Here is a 14,400-nt window from a genome sequence, read left to right as displayed (position 1 = left end):
TCAGCGGTTGAGCCGGTAGATCACCGCGTCTTCGTTCCGGTACACCTGGTGCAGGAACGGCAGCCCGTCCAGCCGGTTCAGGCCCGCGAACGAGTACGGCGGGTTCGGCGGTGCTGCGGGGCGGCCGAGGATCACCCAGTGGATGTTCAGCCTGGCCACCGCGGCGCGCACTTCGGGGTCGGTTTCGTAGTCCCGGAACCGCGCTGCCAGCAGCCATGCGTCGGCCGGGGGTGTAGTGCCGTCGTCGTGGGCCGCGACGGTGCGTACGCCGCTCAGCGCGTACGTCCACGGGGTGCCGTCGTTGCGGTCGTTCATTGCCCATTCGCCGGGGTGGGCCAGCTTGCCCAGCTCCACCATCGCGCGCTCTTCGTCCGGCGTGATGTTCTGCTCGCGCGGGTTGGCCGACCGGTAGCCGCTCGCGACACGGTCACCGTTCGACGGCGCGTACAGGCCGTTGGTGATTGCTACGAAGCCCAGCAGCACCACTGCGGCGAGCGCGGCCGCCGGTAAGCGTGCGGGCAGCCGTACACGCAGCCACGCGTGCAGCGACGCGACACCGTGCCCTGCGATGAACGACAGCGGCACGACCGCCATCGACATGAACCGGTACGGGTCGTCCCACCACGGCCGTGAGAGCGCCATGACCAACGGTGCGTTCGAGGAGGACACAGCGATGTAGAACAGCCCGGTGAGCAACGCTGTCAGCCCGATCCAGCGAAGCGAACCGAGCCGGTTGAAGAAGATGAAGCCGAGCAGCAGCGCCACCGAAAGCCATAGCTGCGGATGTGGTTCCCAGTGCTGGAAGCCGAGGAGCGCGCCAAGCGCGTTCGTCGCTCGCCATTCGACCGGCCAGCCCAGGTAGGGCAGCGAACCGTTCGCGAGCCCGAGCGCGCCGAACAGCTGCAACCACGCCACGAGCAACGCCACCACGGCGATCGGCAACAGTGCCAGCAGATCCCGGCCGATCGTCCGCCACCGTTCGATCCAGCGCTGGATCAGCAGCGGGCCGGCGAACAGGATCGCGCCGAACAGCGTCGACGAGTGGATGCACAGCAGCCCGACCGCGGACATCACCAGCGCGAAGCCGGTGTCCGGTGCGACGCGGTTGAGATACCGCCGTAGAACCACAGCTGCCAGCGGTGTGAGCGCCATGCCGAGCATGAACGGGTACAGCGGACCGCGGTTCATCGACTCGTACAGGCTCATCACCGGCGCCACCGATGCCAGCGCCACAGCACCGGCCAGCACCGCGCGTCCGCCGAACTCGCGCACTGTGACCACTAGGGACAGCGCCAGCAAGCCCGGCAGCAGCACGGTGTTCGTGTCGAGCGTGAGCGGGATGGATCCACTGCCACTGAGCGTGTACTGCTCGGCTGCGAGCAGGTGGTAGGCGTTGGGGTAGAACGGCGGCGAAGCGTCGCCGTACCAGTTCAGCGTGCCCATGCCGAAGAGACCGCCGTCGCCGGTCGACGCGATGTAGCGGACGCCGTTGGCCGTGTACGGGGCGTCGCCACCTTGCGCGATAGCGCCGAAGTGCCCCATTCCGCGTACTGCGGCGTAAAAGCCCACTGCGGCAGCGAGTAGTACGCAGGCGCCCACGGCCCAGTGCGCCCTTGGTTCCCACACTCGTTGCACAGGCGGCGGTGGCCACTTGCGCACCGTGAGCCGTCGCAGTCCGAACGCGACAGCCGCGAACAGCACGGCGGTCACGGCGAAGGTCCACGTCGTGAACGGAAGGCCCAGCGCGGCCGTCCACGGTCCGGCGAGCCCGCCGATCGCGTAGCTCAGCAACGGCGTGAGCCCGGCCAGCGTCCAGCCGCGCAGCCCGGCGGCCAGCCCGGTGACAAGCCCGGGAAGCCCGATCACGAGAAGGCAGATCACCAGGCTCGCGGCAACTGACAACAATGTGGGTTCGCTCGGCAAGAGTCTTCCTCGGCTGGACGGATCCGTTCGTGCCCCGGGCGGTGGATCGGAATCGGAAGTACAGCCTATCCGGCGGCCACATACACTCGAACGGCTGATGTCCGGCAGGCCGGGGGGCAGGCTTGACTGAACCGGGTCAGCGCGGACCGCACGATCGGTCCGAGGGGCTCCGCCCCGGCGGGTGGGGACCGGCCGGGCGCCTGACATGGGGGGTGTCGCGTGGTCAGTGCCGTCGTAGGGGGATGGCTGGTGCTGACCGCACTGGTCGTCGCCTGCTGGCGGCCGATCGTGGCGGACCGCCGGTGGCGGCGCGCGGCCCTGCTGCTCATCCTCGGGTTTTCCCTCCTGCACCAGCTGTTGTTCGCGACCGGTACGGAGGACGCGTTCGTTACTTTCCGCTACGCGCAGAACCTGGCCGACGGCTACGGCCCCGTGTTCAACATCGGCGACCGGATCGAGGGGTACGCGAACTTCCTCTGGCTTGTGGTCGTCGCGTTGCCACGGGCCGCATTCGGCGCATCGATACCCACTGCCGCGCCTGTGCTCAGCGTGCTTGCCACGCTCGGCTCGGTGCTGCTGGCGTACTTGCTCGCCGAGCGCATTACAGGGCTGGCGCTCCCACCTGGCGCCGAACCACGTCCGTCGCTCGGCGTCGCAGCGGCGATGCTTACTGCGAGCGCCAGCGGGTTGGCCGTGTACGGGGCTTCGGGCACCGAGCTGCCGATGTTCGTACTGCTGGTGCTGGCTATCGCGTACGCGCTCGTTGCGCGCCGTCCAGTGGTGACGGGAGTGCTCGTCGCCTGTGCGGTGATGACGCGGCCGGAGGGGCTCGTGCTTGCCGTCGTAGCCGTGCTGTGGCTCGTCGCCGCGGCGGGGCGGCGACGGCATACCTGGTGGGCGCCGTTCGCCTGCGTACTGGGTGGGCTCGTGTTCCTGGTGCCGTGGATCGCTTGGCGGCTCACGTATTACGACGGGCGCCTGTTTCTGCACTTTGCCAGCCCGGACTGGGCGTATCTAGGCGGATTCGCCTTGGCGCACACGGTCTTCCTGGTGCCGAGCGTGTTCGCTGTGGGCGCGCTGCTGCGGGTTCGCAACCGTGCGACGGCAGCAGTGTGGCTCTTGTTCGCCTTCGCGGGCGGCCTCGTTGTGTACGTGGCTTTGCTGGGCCCGGATCGGGAGCCTTCATGGCGGTTGCTCGCGCCGGTACCGCCGTTGCTCGCTGTTGCCTGCGTCAGTGCGTACGGCGTGTTCATTGCCGCGCGCCCGTCACCAAAGCCTCGCGCGGCATCGCGCGTTGTCCCGGCCACCACAGCGGTGCTGGCTGGCGTCGCGGTGGCGATGTCCGTACTCAGCCCCGAGGTGCTGAGCCGCATCCGCATCTGGCACACGCACGGCACGCAGCTGGCCGAGATCGGCGATTGGCTCGCCCACTACCTTCCGCCAGGCTCGGTGGTGAGCGCGGGCGCCCCAGGCGTACTGGCCAGCCGTACGGGCGGGCGGCTGATAGTGACTGGCCCGGACGCGGCCCGGTCGACGTTGGCCGTCCCCGGCACCGAGGGTTACGCCGAGAGCCAGGACTGCACCGGCAAGCTCGCCGGATACCGCGTCGCCACGTTCCACCGCACCGGTACCCAATTCTGGGTCTCCGTCTACCCGCGCGCCGACGAGGTGAGCCGCCTGGTCGACGATCTCGACCGGGCACCGGGGTTTCAGTACGTGTCATGCCCTTGATCGACACCGGGTGTGCGCCATGCGCTCCCGTAGCCTGGAACGCATGGCTGATTTCGTGTACCCGCCCATCGTCGCTGCCGCGCGGCTGATGTTCCGGCTGCTGGACAACCGAATCCGGGTCGAGGGGGCGGAGCATGTTCCGGCCAGAGGTGGCGCGGTCATCGCCTGCACGCACGTCAGCTACCTGGACTTCATCTACTGCGGGCTCGGCGCCCGGCCGTCGAAGCGGCTGGTGCGGTTCATGGCCAAGCACGAGGTCTTCGACCATCGGATCGCCGGGCCGCTGATGCGCGGGATGCACCACATCCCGGTGGACCGCTCCGCCGGGCGGGCCTCCTACGCGGAGGCGGTCGAGCGCTTGCGGGCCGGCCAGGTGGTCGGGGTGTTCCCCGAGGCGACGATCAGCCGTTCGTTCACGGTCAAGCAGCTCAAGACCGGCGCCGTCCGGATGGCCGCGGACGCCGGGGTCCCGGTGGTGCCGATGGCGGTGTGGGGCACCCAGCGGCTGTGGACCAAGGGGCGCCCCAAGGATCTGACCCGCCGGCACGTGCCGATCTCGGTGATCGCCGGCGAGCCGATGAACCCGCAGCCGGACGAGGACTGCGAGGTCCGTACCAAAGACCTGCGTGTCCGGTTGTCGGCGCTACTCGACCGCGCGCAGGCGAACTACCCGCAGGAGCCCACGTCGGAGGCCGATCGCTGGTGGCTGCCCGCACACCTCGGCGGCACCGCGCCCACCCCCGAGGCCGCCGCCGAACTCGACCATCGCCCCGGCGGGGACGACTGACCCACCAAGTCCGTGAAGGACCCCTTCACAGCTTTTCCCGGGAACGGTCAGAACCAGCGGTCCAGGACTTGGGCGACGCCGTCCTCGGTGACCGGCCCGGTCACCTCGTCCGCGGCGGCCAGCGCCTCCGGGTGCCCGTTGGCCATCGCGACGCCGTGCCCGGACCAGCGGAGCATCTCCACGTCGTTGGGCATGTCGCCGAAGGAGATCACGGCCTCGGCGGGGACCGCCAAGCGTTCCGCGATGTCGGCGAGGCCGAGCGCCTTGGTGACCCCGTGCGCGGCCAGCTCGATCAGCCCGCCCGAGGACGAGTACGTGACGTCCACCGAATCGTCCAGCACCGCGCGCACCGCCCCGGCCATCTCCTCCGAGGTCATCCCACGGCGGCTGACCAGCAGCTTGATCGCCGGCTTGCCGAGCACCTCGCCGCGCATCGCGACTCGGCCCTCGTCGTCGCCCCAGGGGTTGTGGTAGTCCGGCTCGATCACGAAGTTGCGCAGGTCGTGGTCCGCCGGGCCGGTCTCGATCCGCTCGGCCGCCAGCCGGCATCCGGGCAGCGCTTTGTCGAGCGCACTGGCCAGCTCGTGCAGCAGCACCGGCTCAAGCTGCCCGTGCACCTCGACGACGGTGTCCGCCCCGATGTCGAGCAGCACAGCGCCGTTCGCGCAGACCGCGTACCCGGTGAGGCCGAGCGGGCCGGCGACCGGTGCGATCCACCGTGGCGGTCGGCCGGTGCACAGCACGAACGGCACGTCGTCGCCGAGCACCCGGCGCACCATGCCGAGTGTGCGTTCGGTGAGCGTTTCACTGGGACCGAGCAGGGTGCCGTCGACGTCGGACGCGACCAACCGGGGTTTCTCCACTCCTCCAGTGTCCCGGGAGCCGCCCGTTTGAGCGAATGTCTGTGTCGGGCACTACGGTCGGACTTCGTGCGAGCAGGCATCGTGATCCTTCCGGAAGATCGTTGGTGGGCAGCCGAGCCGAAGTGGCGGGCCGCCGAGGAGTACGGCTTCGACCACGCGTGGACCTACGATCACCTCGGCTGGCGGTCACTGGTGGACGGGCCGTGGTTCTCCGCGGTGCCCACGCTCACCGCGGCCGCGATGGTCACGTCGCGAATCGGGCTGGGCACGTTCGTCGCGTCGCCGGTCGCGCGGCATCCGGTGCCCTTCGCGCGCGAGCTGATCACGCTGGACGACGTGTCCGACGGCCGGTTCGTGCTCGGCGTTGGTGCCGGGGTCGAACACGAGCGGTACGACGTGCAGGTTCTCGACGGACCCCGGCTTACCAACCGGCAGCGGGTGGACCGCTTCACCGAGTTCGCCGAAGCGCTCGACGGCCTGCTGATGACCGACCGCTTCGACTACTCTGGCGAGTACTTCACCGCGGTCGGTGCGCGGAACCTGCCCGGCACAGTGCAGCGGCCGCGGCTGCCGTTCGTGGTGGCGGCGAACGGCCCGCGCACGATGACGCTGGCCGCCCGCTTCGGCGCGGGCTGGGTCACCACCGGCCGCGGCGGCACCACCCCGGACGAATGGTGGCAGGGCGTCGCCGACCTGGTGAAGGTGTTCGACCAGCGCCTCGAAGACGCCGGTCGTGACGGTTCCACGATGCAGCGGTACTTGTCACTGGACGCGTCGCCGACATACTCGCTGAGCAGCGTGGCCGTGTTCCGCGAGGGCGTCGAGCGGGCGTACGCGTTGGGATTCACCGACGTGATCTCACACTGGCCGCGTTCCAGCGGGCCGTACGAAGGGCACGAGTCGGTGCTGGAGCAGGTCGTCGATTCGGTCCTGCCGGAGCTGCCGGAGAAGTAGACGTCCGGACGCGGGCTAGTCCATTCGGGTGAAACCGAGTGGCTCGGGAAACCTCTACGCGCACCACGGCGTGCACGCGGTGAGAAGAGGGGGAGCGGCGCCGGGAGACGTCGTCTTCTCACCCGGCGGGGGCTTGGGGAGGAACTCCTCGTGATCGTGGTGGTGGGGAGCCGCGATCACGAGGAGTCGTCACCGCACGATCGTGTAGATCGCAGCCCCCCGATTGCGGTAGTCCAGACGCAGGAAGTCGCGGCCGTCCAGACCGGTCAGGCCGGGGGCGACCGGGGCGTTCTTGACGATCGTGCCGCTGCCGATCAACACGTGGTGCACGTCCAGCCGGCGCACTGCCGCGCGGACCTCCGGATCGGTGTCGTAGTCGCGGAAGTGCAGGGCCAGGTACGTCGCGTCCGGCGAGATCCGGCCACCGCCGTCGTAATGGCCGGCGACCGGGTGCACGCCGCTCAGCGCGTACATCCACGCTGTGCCGTCCAGCCGGTCGTTCAGCACCTTCTCCTGCGGCCCGACGCCCATCATGCCCAGGTGCGCGATGGCCGCGATCTCGTCCGCGCTCACCGGCGGGGTGACTTCGCCCTCCCGGCCGTTGTAGTACAGGTAGGACACGGCTGTGGCGTTCGCGCTGCGGTAGAACCCGCCGGTCAGCACGGCCATGGCGACCACCACCAGCACCCCGGTCGCGGCACCCAGCCGCGTTCGCAGCTGCGGCCGGGCGCGGGCCCAGTTGCCCCTGCGGACCATCCGGGCGATCCACCGTTGCAGCTCCGCCATCCCATGCCCGGCGAGCAGGCACAGCGGGATCGCGGCCAGCGCCATCAGCCGGTAGCGGTCGTTCCACCAGGGGCGCGACAGCGAAACCACCCACGGCAGGTAGCCGAAGGACGCGACGAGCACGAAGAACGCGGAGAGCCCGAGCGCGGCCAGCCCCACCCAGCGCATCCGGCCGAGCCGGTGGCAGGTCAGCACGCCGAGCACCAGCAGCACGGTGAGCCAGATCAGCGGCCGGTTCAGGACCTGTTGGAAGGTGCCCAGCAGCTTAAGCGAAACCGGGACCGACAGATCCGAATTCCACCCGTAGTACGGGTAGGAGCCGGATGTGAAGCCGATCGCGCCGAAGATCTGTGGTACGGCCAGCAGCACGCTGGCCACCATCACCGGCACCGTGTACACGAGGTCCATACCGATAACCCGGCCCACGGAGCGTCCCTCCGGCACACCGTCCACCGGTAGTCGCCGAAGCGAGCGATACCAGCGCTGGATGACCAACGGGAACGCGAAGAGCACCGCTCCGAACAACGCGCTTGAGTGCGCCGTCAGCAGCCCGTCTGCCGTGAGTGCGAGCACCAGCCCGGTGTCGACGCCCGGCCGTACGAGGAAACGCTGCAACGCGACCACCGCGAGCGGCGTGAGCACGATGCCCAGGGCGTACGGCAGCAGGCCGCTCGACACCGACTCGTATGCGCCCGTGGTCGCCCCTACGGCGATGAGAGCGGCACAGCCGGCGAACACCGCGCGCCCGCCGAGCTGACGGATCAGCGCGACCATCGACAACGCGAAGAGGCCTGCGATCGGCATGGTGAGCGCGTTGAGCGTGGCCGGGATGCTCGCGCCGGAGACCTGGTACACCAGCGCGCCGACCAGGTGGTAGCCGTTCGGGTAGAAGGAGCCGTCGGGGTACCAGTTGATCTTGCCCATGCCGGTGAGCGAGCCGTCGCCGGTCTCGGCGATGTAGCGAATGCCGTTCGCGTGGTACACGGTGTCCCAGCGCTGGAACACCGCGGTGGTGCCTTCGCGCGCGGAGAGCACCACGGCGATCGACAGTCCCGTCGCGACCACGACACAGGCGGCGACCGCCCAGTGTTCTCGCTTGGTCCAGCCGACCGGCGGTTCCTCGGTGCCCGCGTGGAGCAGCCCACGGGCGATCAAGAGCCGTCTCGCGCCGTACGCGAGGGCTGCCAGCAGCACAGTGCAGGCGGCCGCGGTGAGCACGTTGTAGGGCAGGCCGGCTTTCGCCAGCCAGGGGCCGGCCAGGCCGGTGACGGCGTAGCTGAGCAGGGGCGCGAGGCCGGCCAGTGCCCAGCCGCGCAGTCCGGCCGCGCGGCCGATCAGGCCGCCGGGAACCGCCAGCACGGCCACGTACGTGGCGATCGCGCCGAGGTAGCTCCAGAAGGTGTCCGGTGCAGGCATGGTTCTCTAAGTGTGGTGTGGGTAAAACCTGGCGGTATGCCGAGGTCGGTTCGGGCCGCGGTGTCAGTACTGCGTACCCTGGGCGCCCGTGAGCGAGCACACGAACCCCGCCAAGATTACTGAAGACGAGTTCGCCGGTTACGACCTCATCGTCGTCGGGTCCGGATTCTTCGGGCTGACCGTCGCCGAACGCGCCGCGGCCGAGCTCGGGAAGAAGGTGCTCGTGCTCGAGCGGCGGAGCCACCTCGGTGGCAACGCCTACTCCGAGCCCGACCCGGAAACCGGCATCGAGGTGCACAAATACGGCGCGCACCTGTTCCACACCTCGAACAAGCGAGTGTGGGAGTACGTCAACCGCTTCACCGAGTTCACCGGCTACCAGCACCGGGTGTTCGCCAAGGTCGCGGACCAGGTCTACTCGTTCCCGATGAACCTGGGCCTCATCAACCAGTTCTTCGGCAAGTCGCACACCCCGGACGAAGCGCGCGAGCTGATCGCGAAGCAGGCGTCGGAGTTCAAGACCGAGGACGCGCAGAACCTCGAAGAGAAGGCCATTTCGCTGGTCGGCCGCCCGCTGTACGAGGCGTTCATCCGCGGGTACACCGCGAAGCAGTGGGAGAACGACCCCAAGGACCTCGGCGCCAACATCATCACCCGGCTGCCGGTCCGCTACACCTTCGACAACCGCTACTTCAACGACACGTACGAGGGCCTGCCGGTCGACGGGTACACCGCGTGGCTGAAGAAGATGGCCGAGCACGAGAACATCGAGGTCCGCCTGAACGTCGACTACTTCGACGTGCGCGTGCACATCCCGGCCGGCACCCCGACCGTCTACACCGGACCGCTGGATCGCTACTTCGACTACTCCGCGGGCCGGTTCACCTGGCGCACCGTCGACTTCGAGTCGGAAGTCGCCCCGACCGGCGATTTTCAAGGCACCTCGGTGGTCAACTACAACGACCAGGAAGTCCCCTACACCCGGATCATCGAGTTCCGGCACTTCCACCCGGAGCGGGACTACCCCAAGGACAAGACGGTCATCTTCCGCGAGTTCTCCCGCTTCGCGAAGGAAGACGACGAGCCGTACTACCCGATCAACACGCCGGAGAACCGCGAGAAGCTGGAGAGCTACCGCGAACTGGCCAAGGCCGAGGCGCGGGAGAAAAACGTGCTCTTCGGCGGGCGGCTGGGTACCTACAAGTACCTGGACATGCACATGGCGATCGGCTCGGCGCTGTCGGCGTTCGACAACAAGATCGCGCCGCACCTGACCGACGGTGCCCCGCTCGACGGGTCCATCGATGCTTGAGAAGGACACCCCGCGCGGTGAAGTCGCGGTCCTCGCCAAGGCACAGGGCGTTCTGAAGAAGCCCGGCACCGTGCAGGTCGCGCGGGGCATGTCGCTGTTCGGCGAGCACAGTGCGGGCTGGTTCGCGCTCGGGCTCGTCGGCGCGGCGGTGGACCGCGAGCGGCGCAAGGACTGGCTGGTCGCCTCGGCCGGGGTGGTCGGCGCGCACGCCGCCTCGATCGCGGTCAAGCGGGTGGTCCGGCGGCGCCGTCCGGACCACGAAAGCGTCGAGGTGCTGGTCGGGACGCCGAGCAAGCTGAGCTTCCCGTCCTCGCACGCGACCTCGACCACGGCTGCGGCGGTGCTTTACTCCGGGTTGACCGGTCGTAACCTGGTGCCCGCCCTCGTACCACCGATGCTGGCCTCGCGACTGCTGCTCGGCGTCCACTACCCGACCGACGTCCTGGCCGGAGCCGCGCTCGGGGGCGTCCTCGGCGGTCTGCTTCGCAGGCGGCTGACCAAGGCCGGGCCCCGCAGAACCTCCCGAAAGAAGTGTGGAAGGCGATGAGCGAAACGACCGACGAGCGAGCCGAGAACGCAGCGGCCGCCGAAGGCGCCGAGGCGACTCCGGCGGAGCACGCGGAGTCGGTCGACGCCCCCATCCTGCCCACAGCGCCCGTCTCGGCCGATCCGAGCCCACTTGGCCTGGTGCTCGGCGTGGTCAAGACGGCCCGGCCGAAGCAGTGGGTGAAGAACGTACTGGTCTTCGCTGCGCCGTTCTTCGCCTTTTCGAAGGCGACGAACCGCACCGAACTGGCCATCGACGCGTTGATCGCGTTCGTGGCGTTCTCGCTCACTGCCTCGTCGGTCTACCTCATCAACGACGCGGTCGACGTCGAAGCCGACCGCGCGCACCCGACCAAGCGGAACCGGCCGATCGCGGCCGGGATCGTGCCGGTCGGCGTGGCCTACGGCGCTGCGGCAGGCTTCCTGGCCGCCGGGCTCGCGGTGTCCTTCGCCGCGAGCTGGCAGCTGGCCGTCGTGCTCGCGGTGTACGAGGCGGTGCAGCTGGCCTACTGCTTCGGGCTCAAGCACCAGCCGGTGGTCGACCTGGCCATCGTCGGGTCCGGCTTCCTGATGCGCTCGATCGCCGGCGGCGTGGCCGGCGGGATCGCGATGTCACAGTGGTTCCTGCTGGTCACCGCGTTCGGCTCGCTGTTCATGGTGGCGGGCAAGCGCTACGCGGAGATCATGCTCTTCGAGCGCACCGGGGCGAAGATCCGCTCCTCGCTGAAGAAATACTCGGCGAGCTATCTGCGGTTCGTCTGGGCCACCTCGGCGGCCATCCTGATCATGTCCTACTGCCTGTGGGCGTTCGAGATCCGCCAGACCGAGCACAACTCGGTGTGGGCCGTGGTGTCCATGGTCCCGTTCGTGATCGCGGTACTGCGCTACGCGGTCGACGTGGACGGCGGCAACGCCGGCGCGCCCGACGAGATCGCCCTCAAGGACCGGGTGCTGCAGGTCCTCGGAGCCAGCTGGGTCCTGACCCTGTTCCTCTCGTTCTACCTCTGACCCGGGTGCCCACGACGACGGCGAGGCTGTGAAGGGACCCTTCACAGCCTCAGCGTCCGTGGTGTCGGCAAAGTCGGCGTGAGGGGCCCTGCGCAGACGGCGGAGGTCCGCGGAGGTCCGTGAAGGTCCGTGAAGGGGCCCTTCACGGACTCAGAGTCTGTGAAGGGGCCCTTCACAGACCTGAAACAGGTCCGGCACACACGACGAGGTGGTCGCGCACCTCGAGCACAACCGCATCGCTCGCTGCCTGGCGCAATCGATCGAGATGGCAGGCACCGCCCATGATGACGCGGCAGCCACGGCTCTCTGCTGATCACAGGTCCTTCGACCAACTTTGCCGGGACCCTGGACTCAGAGTCCGTGAAGGGACCCTTCACTACCTTTATGCACAGCTGGAGTTCAGGCTCCGCACAGCATCGGCGGTCATCCTCAAGGGGTGGGAACAGTGTGTTCCCACGCTCGGAGCCGGAGGAACCCGCAATGAACGACCAAACCCCCGAACCACGGGAGGGCACCGACCCTGCCCCGGCGTCCGGCCACGAAGAAGTCACCGGCTCGGCGAACGAGCAGACCCAGGAACTCCACTCGTCGGCGGTGTCCGCAGCAGAACCGGCCGCCGCGCCGGGCCAGGGTGCGCAGGGGCAGGGCGTGCCAACCCCGGGTGTGCAGAGCCAGAGTGCACCAAGCCCAGGTGCACAGGGTGAGGGCGCGCCTAGCCCAGGTGCGCAGGGCCAGGCCGCGTCGCCGCCCCCGCCACCTCCGCAGCCGCCCGCAGGGCAGCAGTGGGGCGTGCCGATGCCACCTCCTCGCCCCGGCGGCTTCCGGCGCTTTGTCGGCAACCGGGTCACGCAGCTGGTCGCAGTCGGGGTGCTCGGACTGGCCGTCGGCGGAGGCGTCGTGGGCGGCGTCATGGCCGCCACGTACCACCCCGGTCACCCCACCATGAGCCAGCACCGCGGCGATCACCACTTCCGGGGCCGGGCTCCGATCCAGCGGCAGGGCTCCGGCGGCCAGCAGAACGGCGGGAACGGCAACGGCACCGGTACTGGCACCGGGATCTGACGCTCGTTCAGCCGACGGTCACAGCGCTTCGATCGCGTCGTTGAGGATCTTCACGATCGCCCGCGGATCGCCCGGGATCAGCTCGACCCGGCCGTCGGCGGTCGGGTAGGTCAGCGCCCGGCCGGTTTCGAGGTCGAGCGCGGTGATCGGGCCACCGCTGAGACGGCGGCCGTGGGCACGACGTGCCACGTACAGTTGGTGCACGGCTTCCTGCGGGAGGTTCAGCACCGCGGTGAGGTACTCGTGGCTGTCACGCTCGTCGAACAGGTCCGGCGCCGTTTCGGACGGCGAGGTCACCGACACCCGGCGCACGGTCGCGCCCGGCAGCGGGGGCAGCGTGTCCAGCAGTGCGATCGCCAGCCGGTGCGGCGGGATCGGGCGGATCTCGACGGTGCCGCCGTCCTCCTCCCGCACCAGTACCAGCACCGCGTTCTGCGCCCGCTGCGCGACCAGCGCCGCCTGGCGGGTTCCGTCCGCCCAGCCTGACCACGCGTAGTACTCGGCCTCGGCGTACGCGATCAGCTGGAGCGTTGCCCGCCATCCCGGGGTCGGCGTGCCCCGGTCGGCGAGGCCGAACTCGGTGAGCAGATCGATGGTCGCGGCGTGCAGTTCCCGCCGTGCGCCGGCGTCGGCCCAGAACCTTGCCGAACCGAAGATCCGGTGCGGTGGGCCGAGGTCGAGCATGTCCCAGGCGATGCCGAGCGCGGGCGCGGGCAGCATGACCGCTCGCTCCGGTGTGATCATGCGCCGAGCGTGGGCGGTGCGGAGCGGAGCCCGGTGACCGGGTCGACGAGGTCCTCGTCGGTGAAGATGTCGTCGGTGTCGAGGACGTACTTGCGATCGTGCTCGGCGTCTTCCTCCTTCTTGCCGCCACGCCCGCCCGCCGCCCCCGCACCGGGCAGCCCGCGTTCACCGGCCGCGCCACCGCGCATGGATCCGGTGCGTGCGCCGGGTTCTCCGGCGCCGGTCCGCGCGCCGGTGCCCGAGGAGTTGCCGGGACTGCGGGTCGCCGGGCCTTCGCCGGGGCCGGAGGTGGCCCCACCCGTGCCGAACGGCGTTGTCCCGGGGCCGAATCCGCCCGCCCCTGCGCCGAGTTCGCCCGTGCCGAATCCGCCGGGGCCGAACCCCTGCGTGCCGGAACCGCCGGTGCCCGGCTGATACCCGCCCCACGACGGCGGAGCTAAGCCAGGCTGGACGGGCGATGGCTGATAGCCCGCAGTGGTCGTGTGGTCGCTTCCCGGCCCATGCGTCGGGTTTGATCCGCTCGTCCCACCTGGCGCGCCAGGCCCGTTCACGCCATCCGGCCCGCCGGGTCCGGCCGGCCCGCCCGGATGTCCGGCGCTGGTGCCAATACCGGGCAGGTGGCCGCCGGTGACTCCCCGATGGGCGTTGCCGGGGACACTGCCGCCGGGTTTGCTCGCCGCCGGTTGGTGCTGCGCGTCGGGTTGCCGCTCGATGCGCACGTCACCGCCGTCGTAAGCGCCGATCTGCCCGTAATCCGATTTGAGCCGGCCGGTGTTCCCTTGGGTTTGGTTGGTGAATTCCTGGTACTGCTGAAGGCTTTCGTCCGCTGCCGCGGTGTACTCCACCAGCTGCCACATATGGTCGTACTCGTACCAGCTCTTCCCGGCCGCGGGCGCGAGATCGGGTTTGGCAGGCATCTGCGTTATCTGGTTGCGGAGGTTGTCGTACAGCGTTGTAGCCGTGGTGTGGGTGCCGCCGTTGTCCAGAAAGGTCTGGTGCGCGTCGAGCATCGAGGCCCGGACTTTCTGCAGCCGCGCGGAAACCTGATTGGCGGCGTCACCCTGCCAGACCGATTCGAGGCTGCCCAGCGCCGTCGAGACGTCCTGGCTGAGCGCTTCCTGATCAGTGGCCATTCTCCGGGCGATGTCGATGCCACGGTGCCAGTCGCGGGAATTGCCACCCTGGATCTGCTGCACGATCTCCTCGACTGGCACGGTCAGTTCCTTGTGCAGCTGGAAGTATTGCTTGGCGATGTCGGCCGGGTCCAT

At 69.3% G+C, this 14,400-nt stretch carries 12 protein-coding genes; 7 read left to right on the top strand and 5 right to left on the bottom strand.

Features of this window, described 5'->3' with window-relative positions:
• On the bottom strand, positions 1–1,923 hold the full coding sequence (locus ATK36_RS15440) for a DUF6541 family protein (RefSeq protein WP_170069747.1): 1,923 nt from the start codon (positions 1,921–1,923) through the stop codon (positions 1–3).
• A gap of 249 nt (positions 1,924–2,172) precedes the next feature.
• Between ATK36_RS15440 and ATK36_RS15435 the strand changes: the two genes are divergently transcribed.
• Together ATK36_RS15435 and ATK36_RS15430 are read left to right on the top strand one after the other, a co-directional pair.
• Positions 2,173–3,654 (top strand): ArnT family glycosyltransferase, encoded by a 1,482-nt coding sequence (locus ATK36_RS15435; RefSeq protein WP_245914763.1) that lies wholly within the window; start codon positions 2,173–2,175, stop codon positions 3,652–3,654.
• 43 nt (positions 3,655–3,697) lie between these two features.
• Complete coding sequence (locus ATK36_RS15430; protein WP_098512131.1) at positions 3,698–4,441, top strand: lysophospholipid acyltransferase family protein; 744 nt, start codon at positions 3,698–3,700, stop codon at positions 4,439–4,441.
• A gap of 47 nt (positions 4,442–4,488) precedes the next feature.
• Here ATK36_RS15430 and ATK36_RS15425 read toward each other — a convergent pair whose 3' ends face one another.
• Positions 4,489–5,289 carry an HAD family hydrolase gene (locus tag ATK36_RS15425; RefSeq protein WP_098514910.1) on the bottom strand — a complete coding sequence of 267 codons (801 nt, stop codon included), beginning with the start codon at positions 5,287–5,289 and terminating at the stop codon, positions 4,489–4,491.
• Positions 5,290–5,370: 81 nt separating this feature from the next.
• On the opposite strand from ATK36_RS15425, the gene ATK36_RS15420 reads away from it, so the two are divergent.
• Positions 5,371–6,258, top strand: coding sequence for an LLM class flavin-dependent oxidoreductase (locus tag ATK36_RS15420; RefSeq protein ID WP_098512130.1), 888 nt, complete (start codon positions 5,371–5,373; stop codon positions 6,256–6,258).
• Positions 6,259–6,447: 189 nt separating this feature from the next.
• On the opposite strand, the gene ATK36_RS15415 is transcribed toward ATK36_RS15420, so the two are convergent.
• Complete coding sequence (locus tag ATK36_RS15415; protein ID WP_098512129.1) at positions 6,448–8,460, bottom strand: DUF6541 family protein; 2,013 nt, start codon at positions 8,458–8,460, stop codon at positions 6,448–6,450.
• 88 nt (positions 8,461–8,548) lie between these two features.
• On the opposite strand from ATK36_RS15415, the gene glf reads away from it, so the two are divergent.
• The 4 genes from glf (at position 8,549) to ATK36_RS33570 (ending at position 12,388) form a co-directional block, all read left to right on the top strand.
• On the top strand, positions 8,549–9,772 hold the full coding sequence (glf, locus tag ATK36_RS15410) for a UDP-galactopyranose mutase (protein ID WP_098512128.1): 1,224 nt from the start codon (positions 8,549–8,551) through the stop codon (positions 9,770–9,772).
• Complete coding sequence (locus ATK36_RS15405) at positions 9,765–10,319, top strand: phosphatase PAP2 family protein (protein WP_098512127.1); 555 nt, start codon at positions 9,765–9,767, stop codon at positions 10,317–10,319. The genes glf and ATK36_RS15405 overlap by 8 nt, the downstream gene beginning before the upstream one ends.
• A complete protein-coding gene (locus tag ATK36_RS15400) occupies positions 10,316–11,326 on the top strand; it encodes a decaprenyl-phosphate phosphoribosyltransferase (protein WP_098512125.1) in 1,011 nt (336 codons plus the stop codon). The genes ATK36_RS15405 and ATK36_RS15400 overlap by 4 nt, the downstream gene beginning before the upstream one ends.
• A 480-nt stretch (positions 11,327–11,806) precedes the next feature.
• Positions 11,807–12,388 (top strand): hypothetical protein, encoded by a 582-nt coding sequence (locus ATK36_RS33570; RefSeq protein ID WP_245914761.1) that lies wholly within the window; start codon positions 11,807–11,809, stop codon positions 12,386–12,388.
• Between the two features lie 18 nt (positions 12,389–12,406).
• On the opposite strand, the gene ATK36_RS15390 is transcribed toward ATK36_RS33570, so the two are convergent.
• Both ATK36_RS15390 and ATK36_RS15385 read right to left on the bottom strand, forming a co-directional pair.
• Entirely contained in the window at positions 12,407–13,132 is a 726-nt protein-coding gene (locus ATK36_RS15390) for an ESX secretion-associated protein EspG (RefSeq protein ID WP_098512124.1), read from the bottom strand.
• Positions 13,129–14,400 carry a hypothetical protein gene (locus ATK36_RS15385; protein ID WP_098512122.1) on the bottom strand — a complete coding sequence of 424 codons (1,272 nt, stop codon included), beginning with the start codon at positions 14,398–14,400 and terminating at the stop codon, positions 13,129–13,131. Before ATK36_RS15385 ends, ATK36_RS15390 begins: the two co-directional genes overlap by 4 nt.

Origin of the sequence: Amycolatopsis sulphurea, assembly GCF_002564045.1 — a bacterium.
In the GTDB taxonomy this organism is placed as follows: domain Bacteria; phylum Actinomycetota; class Actinomycetes; order Mycobacteriales; family Pseudonocardiaceae; genus Amycolatopsis; species Amycolatopsis sulphurea.
The sequence above is the reverse complement of the archived record's forward strand: the minus strand, read 5'-3'. Positions and strand labels throughout refer to the sequence as shown.

Coding starts and splice junctions, on each gene's coding strand:
- ATK36_RS15430 (WP_098512131.1), top strand. CDS start 3,698: ATGGCTGATTTCGTGTACCCGCCCATCGTCGCTGCCGCGCGGCTGATG.
- ATK36_RS15415 (WP_098512129.1), bottom strand. CDS start 8,460: ATGCCTGCACCGGACACCTTCTGGAGCTACCTCGGCGCGATCGCCACG.
- ATK36_RS15405 (WP_098512127.1), top strand. CDS start 9,765: ATGCTTGAGAAGGACACCCCGCGCGGTGAAGTCGCGGTCCTCGCCAAG.
- ATK36_RS15400 (WP_098512125.1), top strand. CDS start 10,316: ATGAGCGAAACGACCGACGAGCGAGCCGAGAACGCAGCGGCCGCCGAA.
- ATK36_RS33570 (WP_245914761.1), top strand. CDS start 11,807: ATGAACGACCAAACCCCCGAACCACGGGAGGGCACCGACCCTGCCCCG.
- ATK36_RS15390 (WP_098512124.1), bottom strand. CDS start 13,132: ATGATCACACCGGAGCGAGCGGTCATGCTGCCCGCGCCCGCGCTCGGC.
- ATK36_RS15385 (WP_098512122.1), bottom strand. CDS start 14,400: ATGGACCCGGCCGACATCGCCAAGCAATACTTCCAGCTGCACAAGGAA.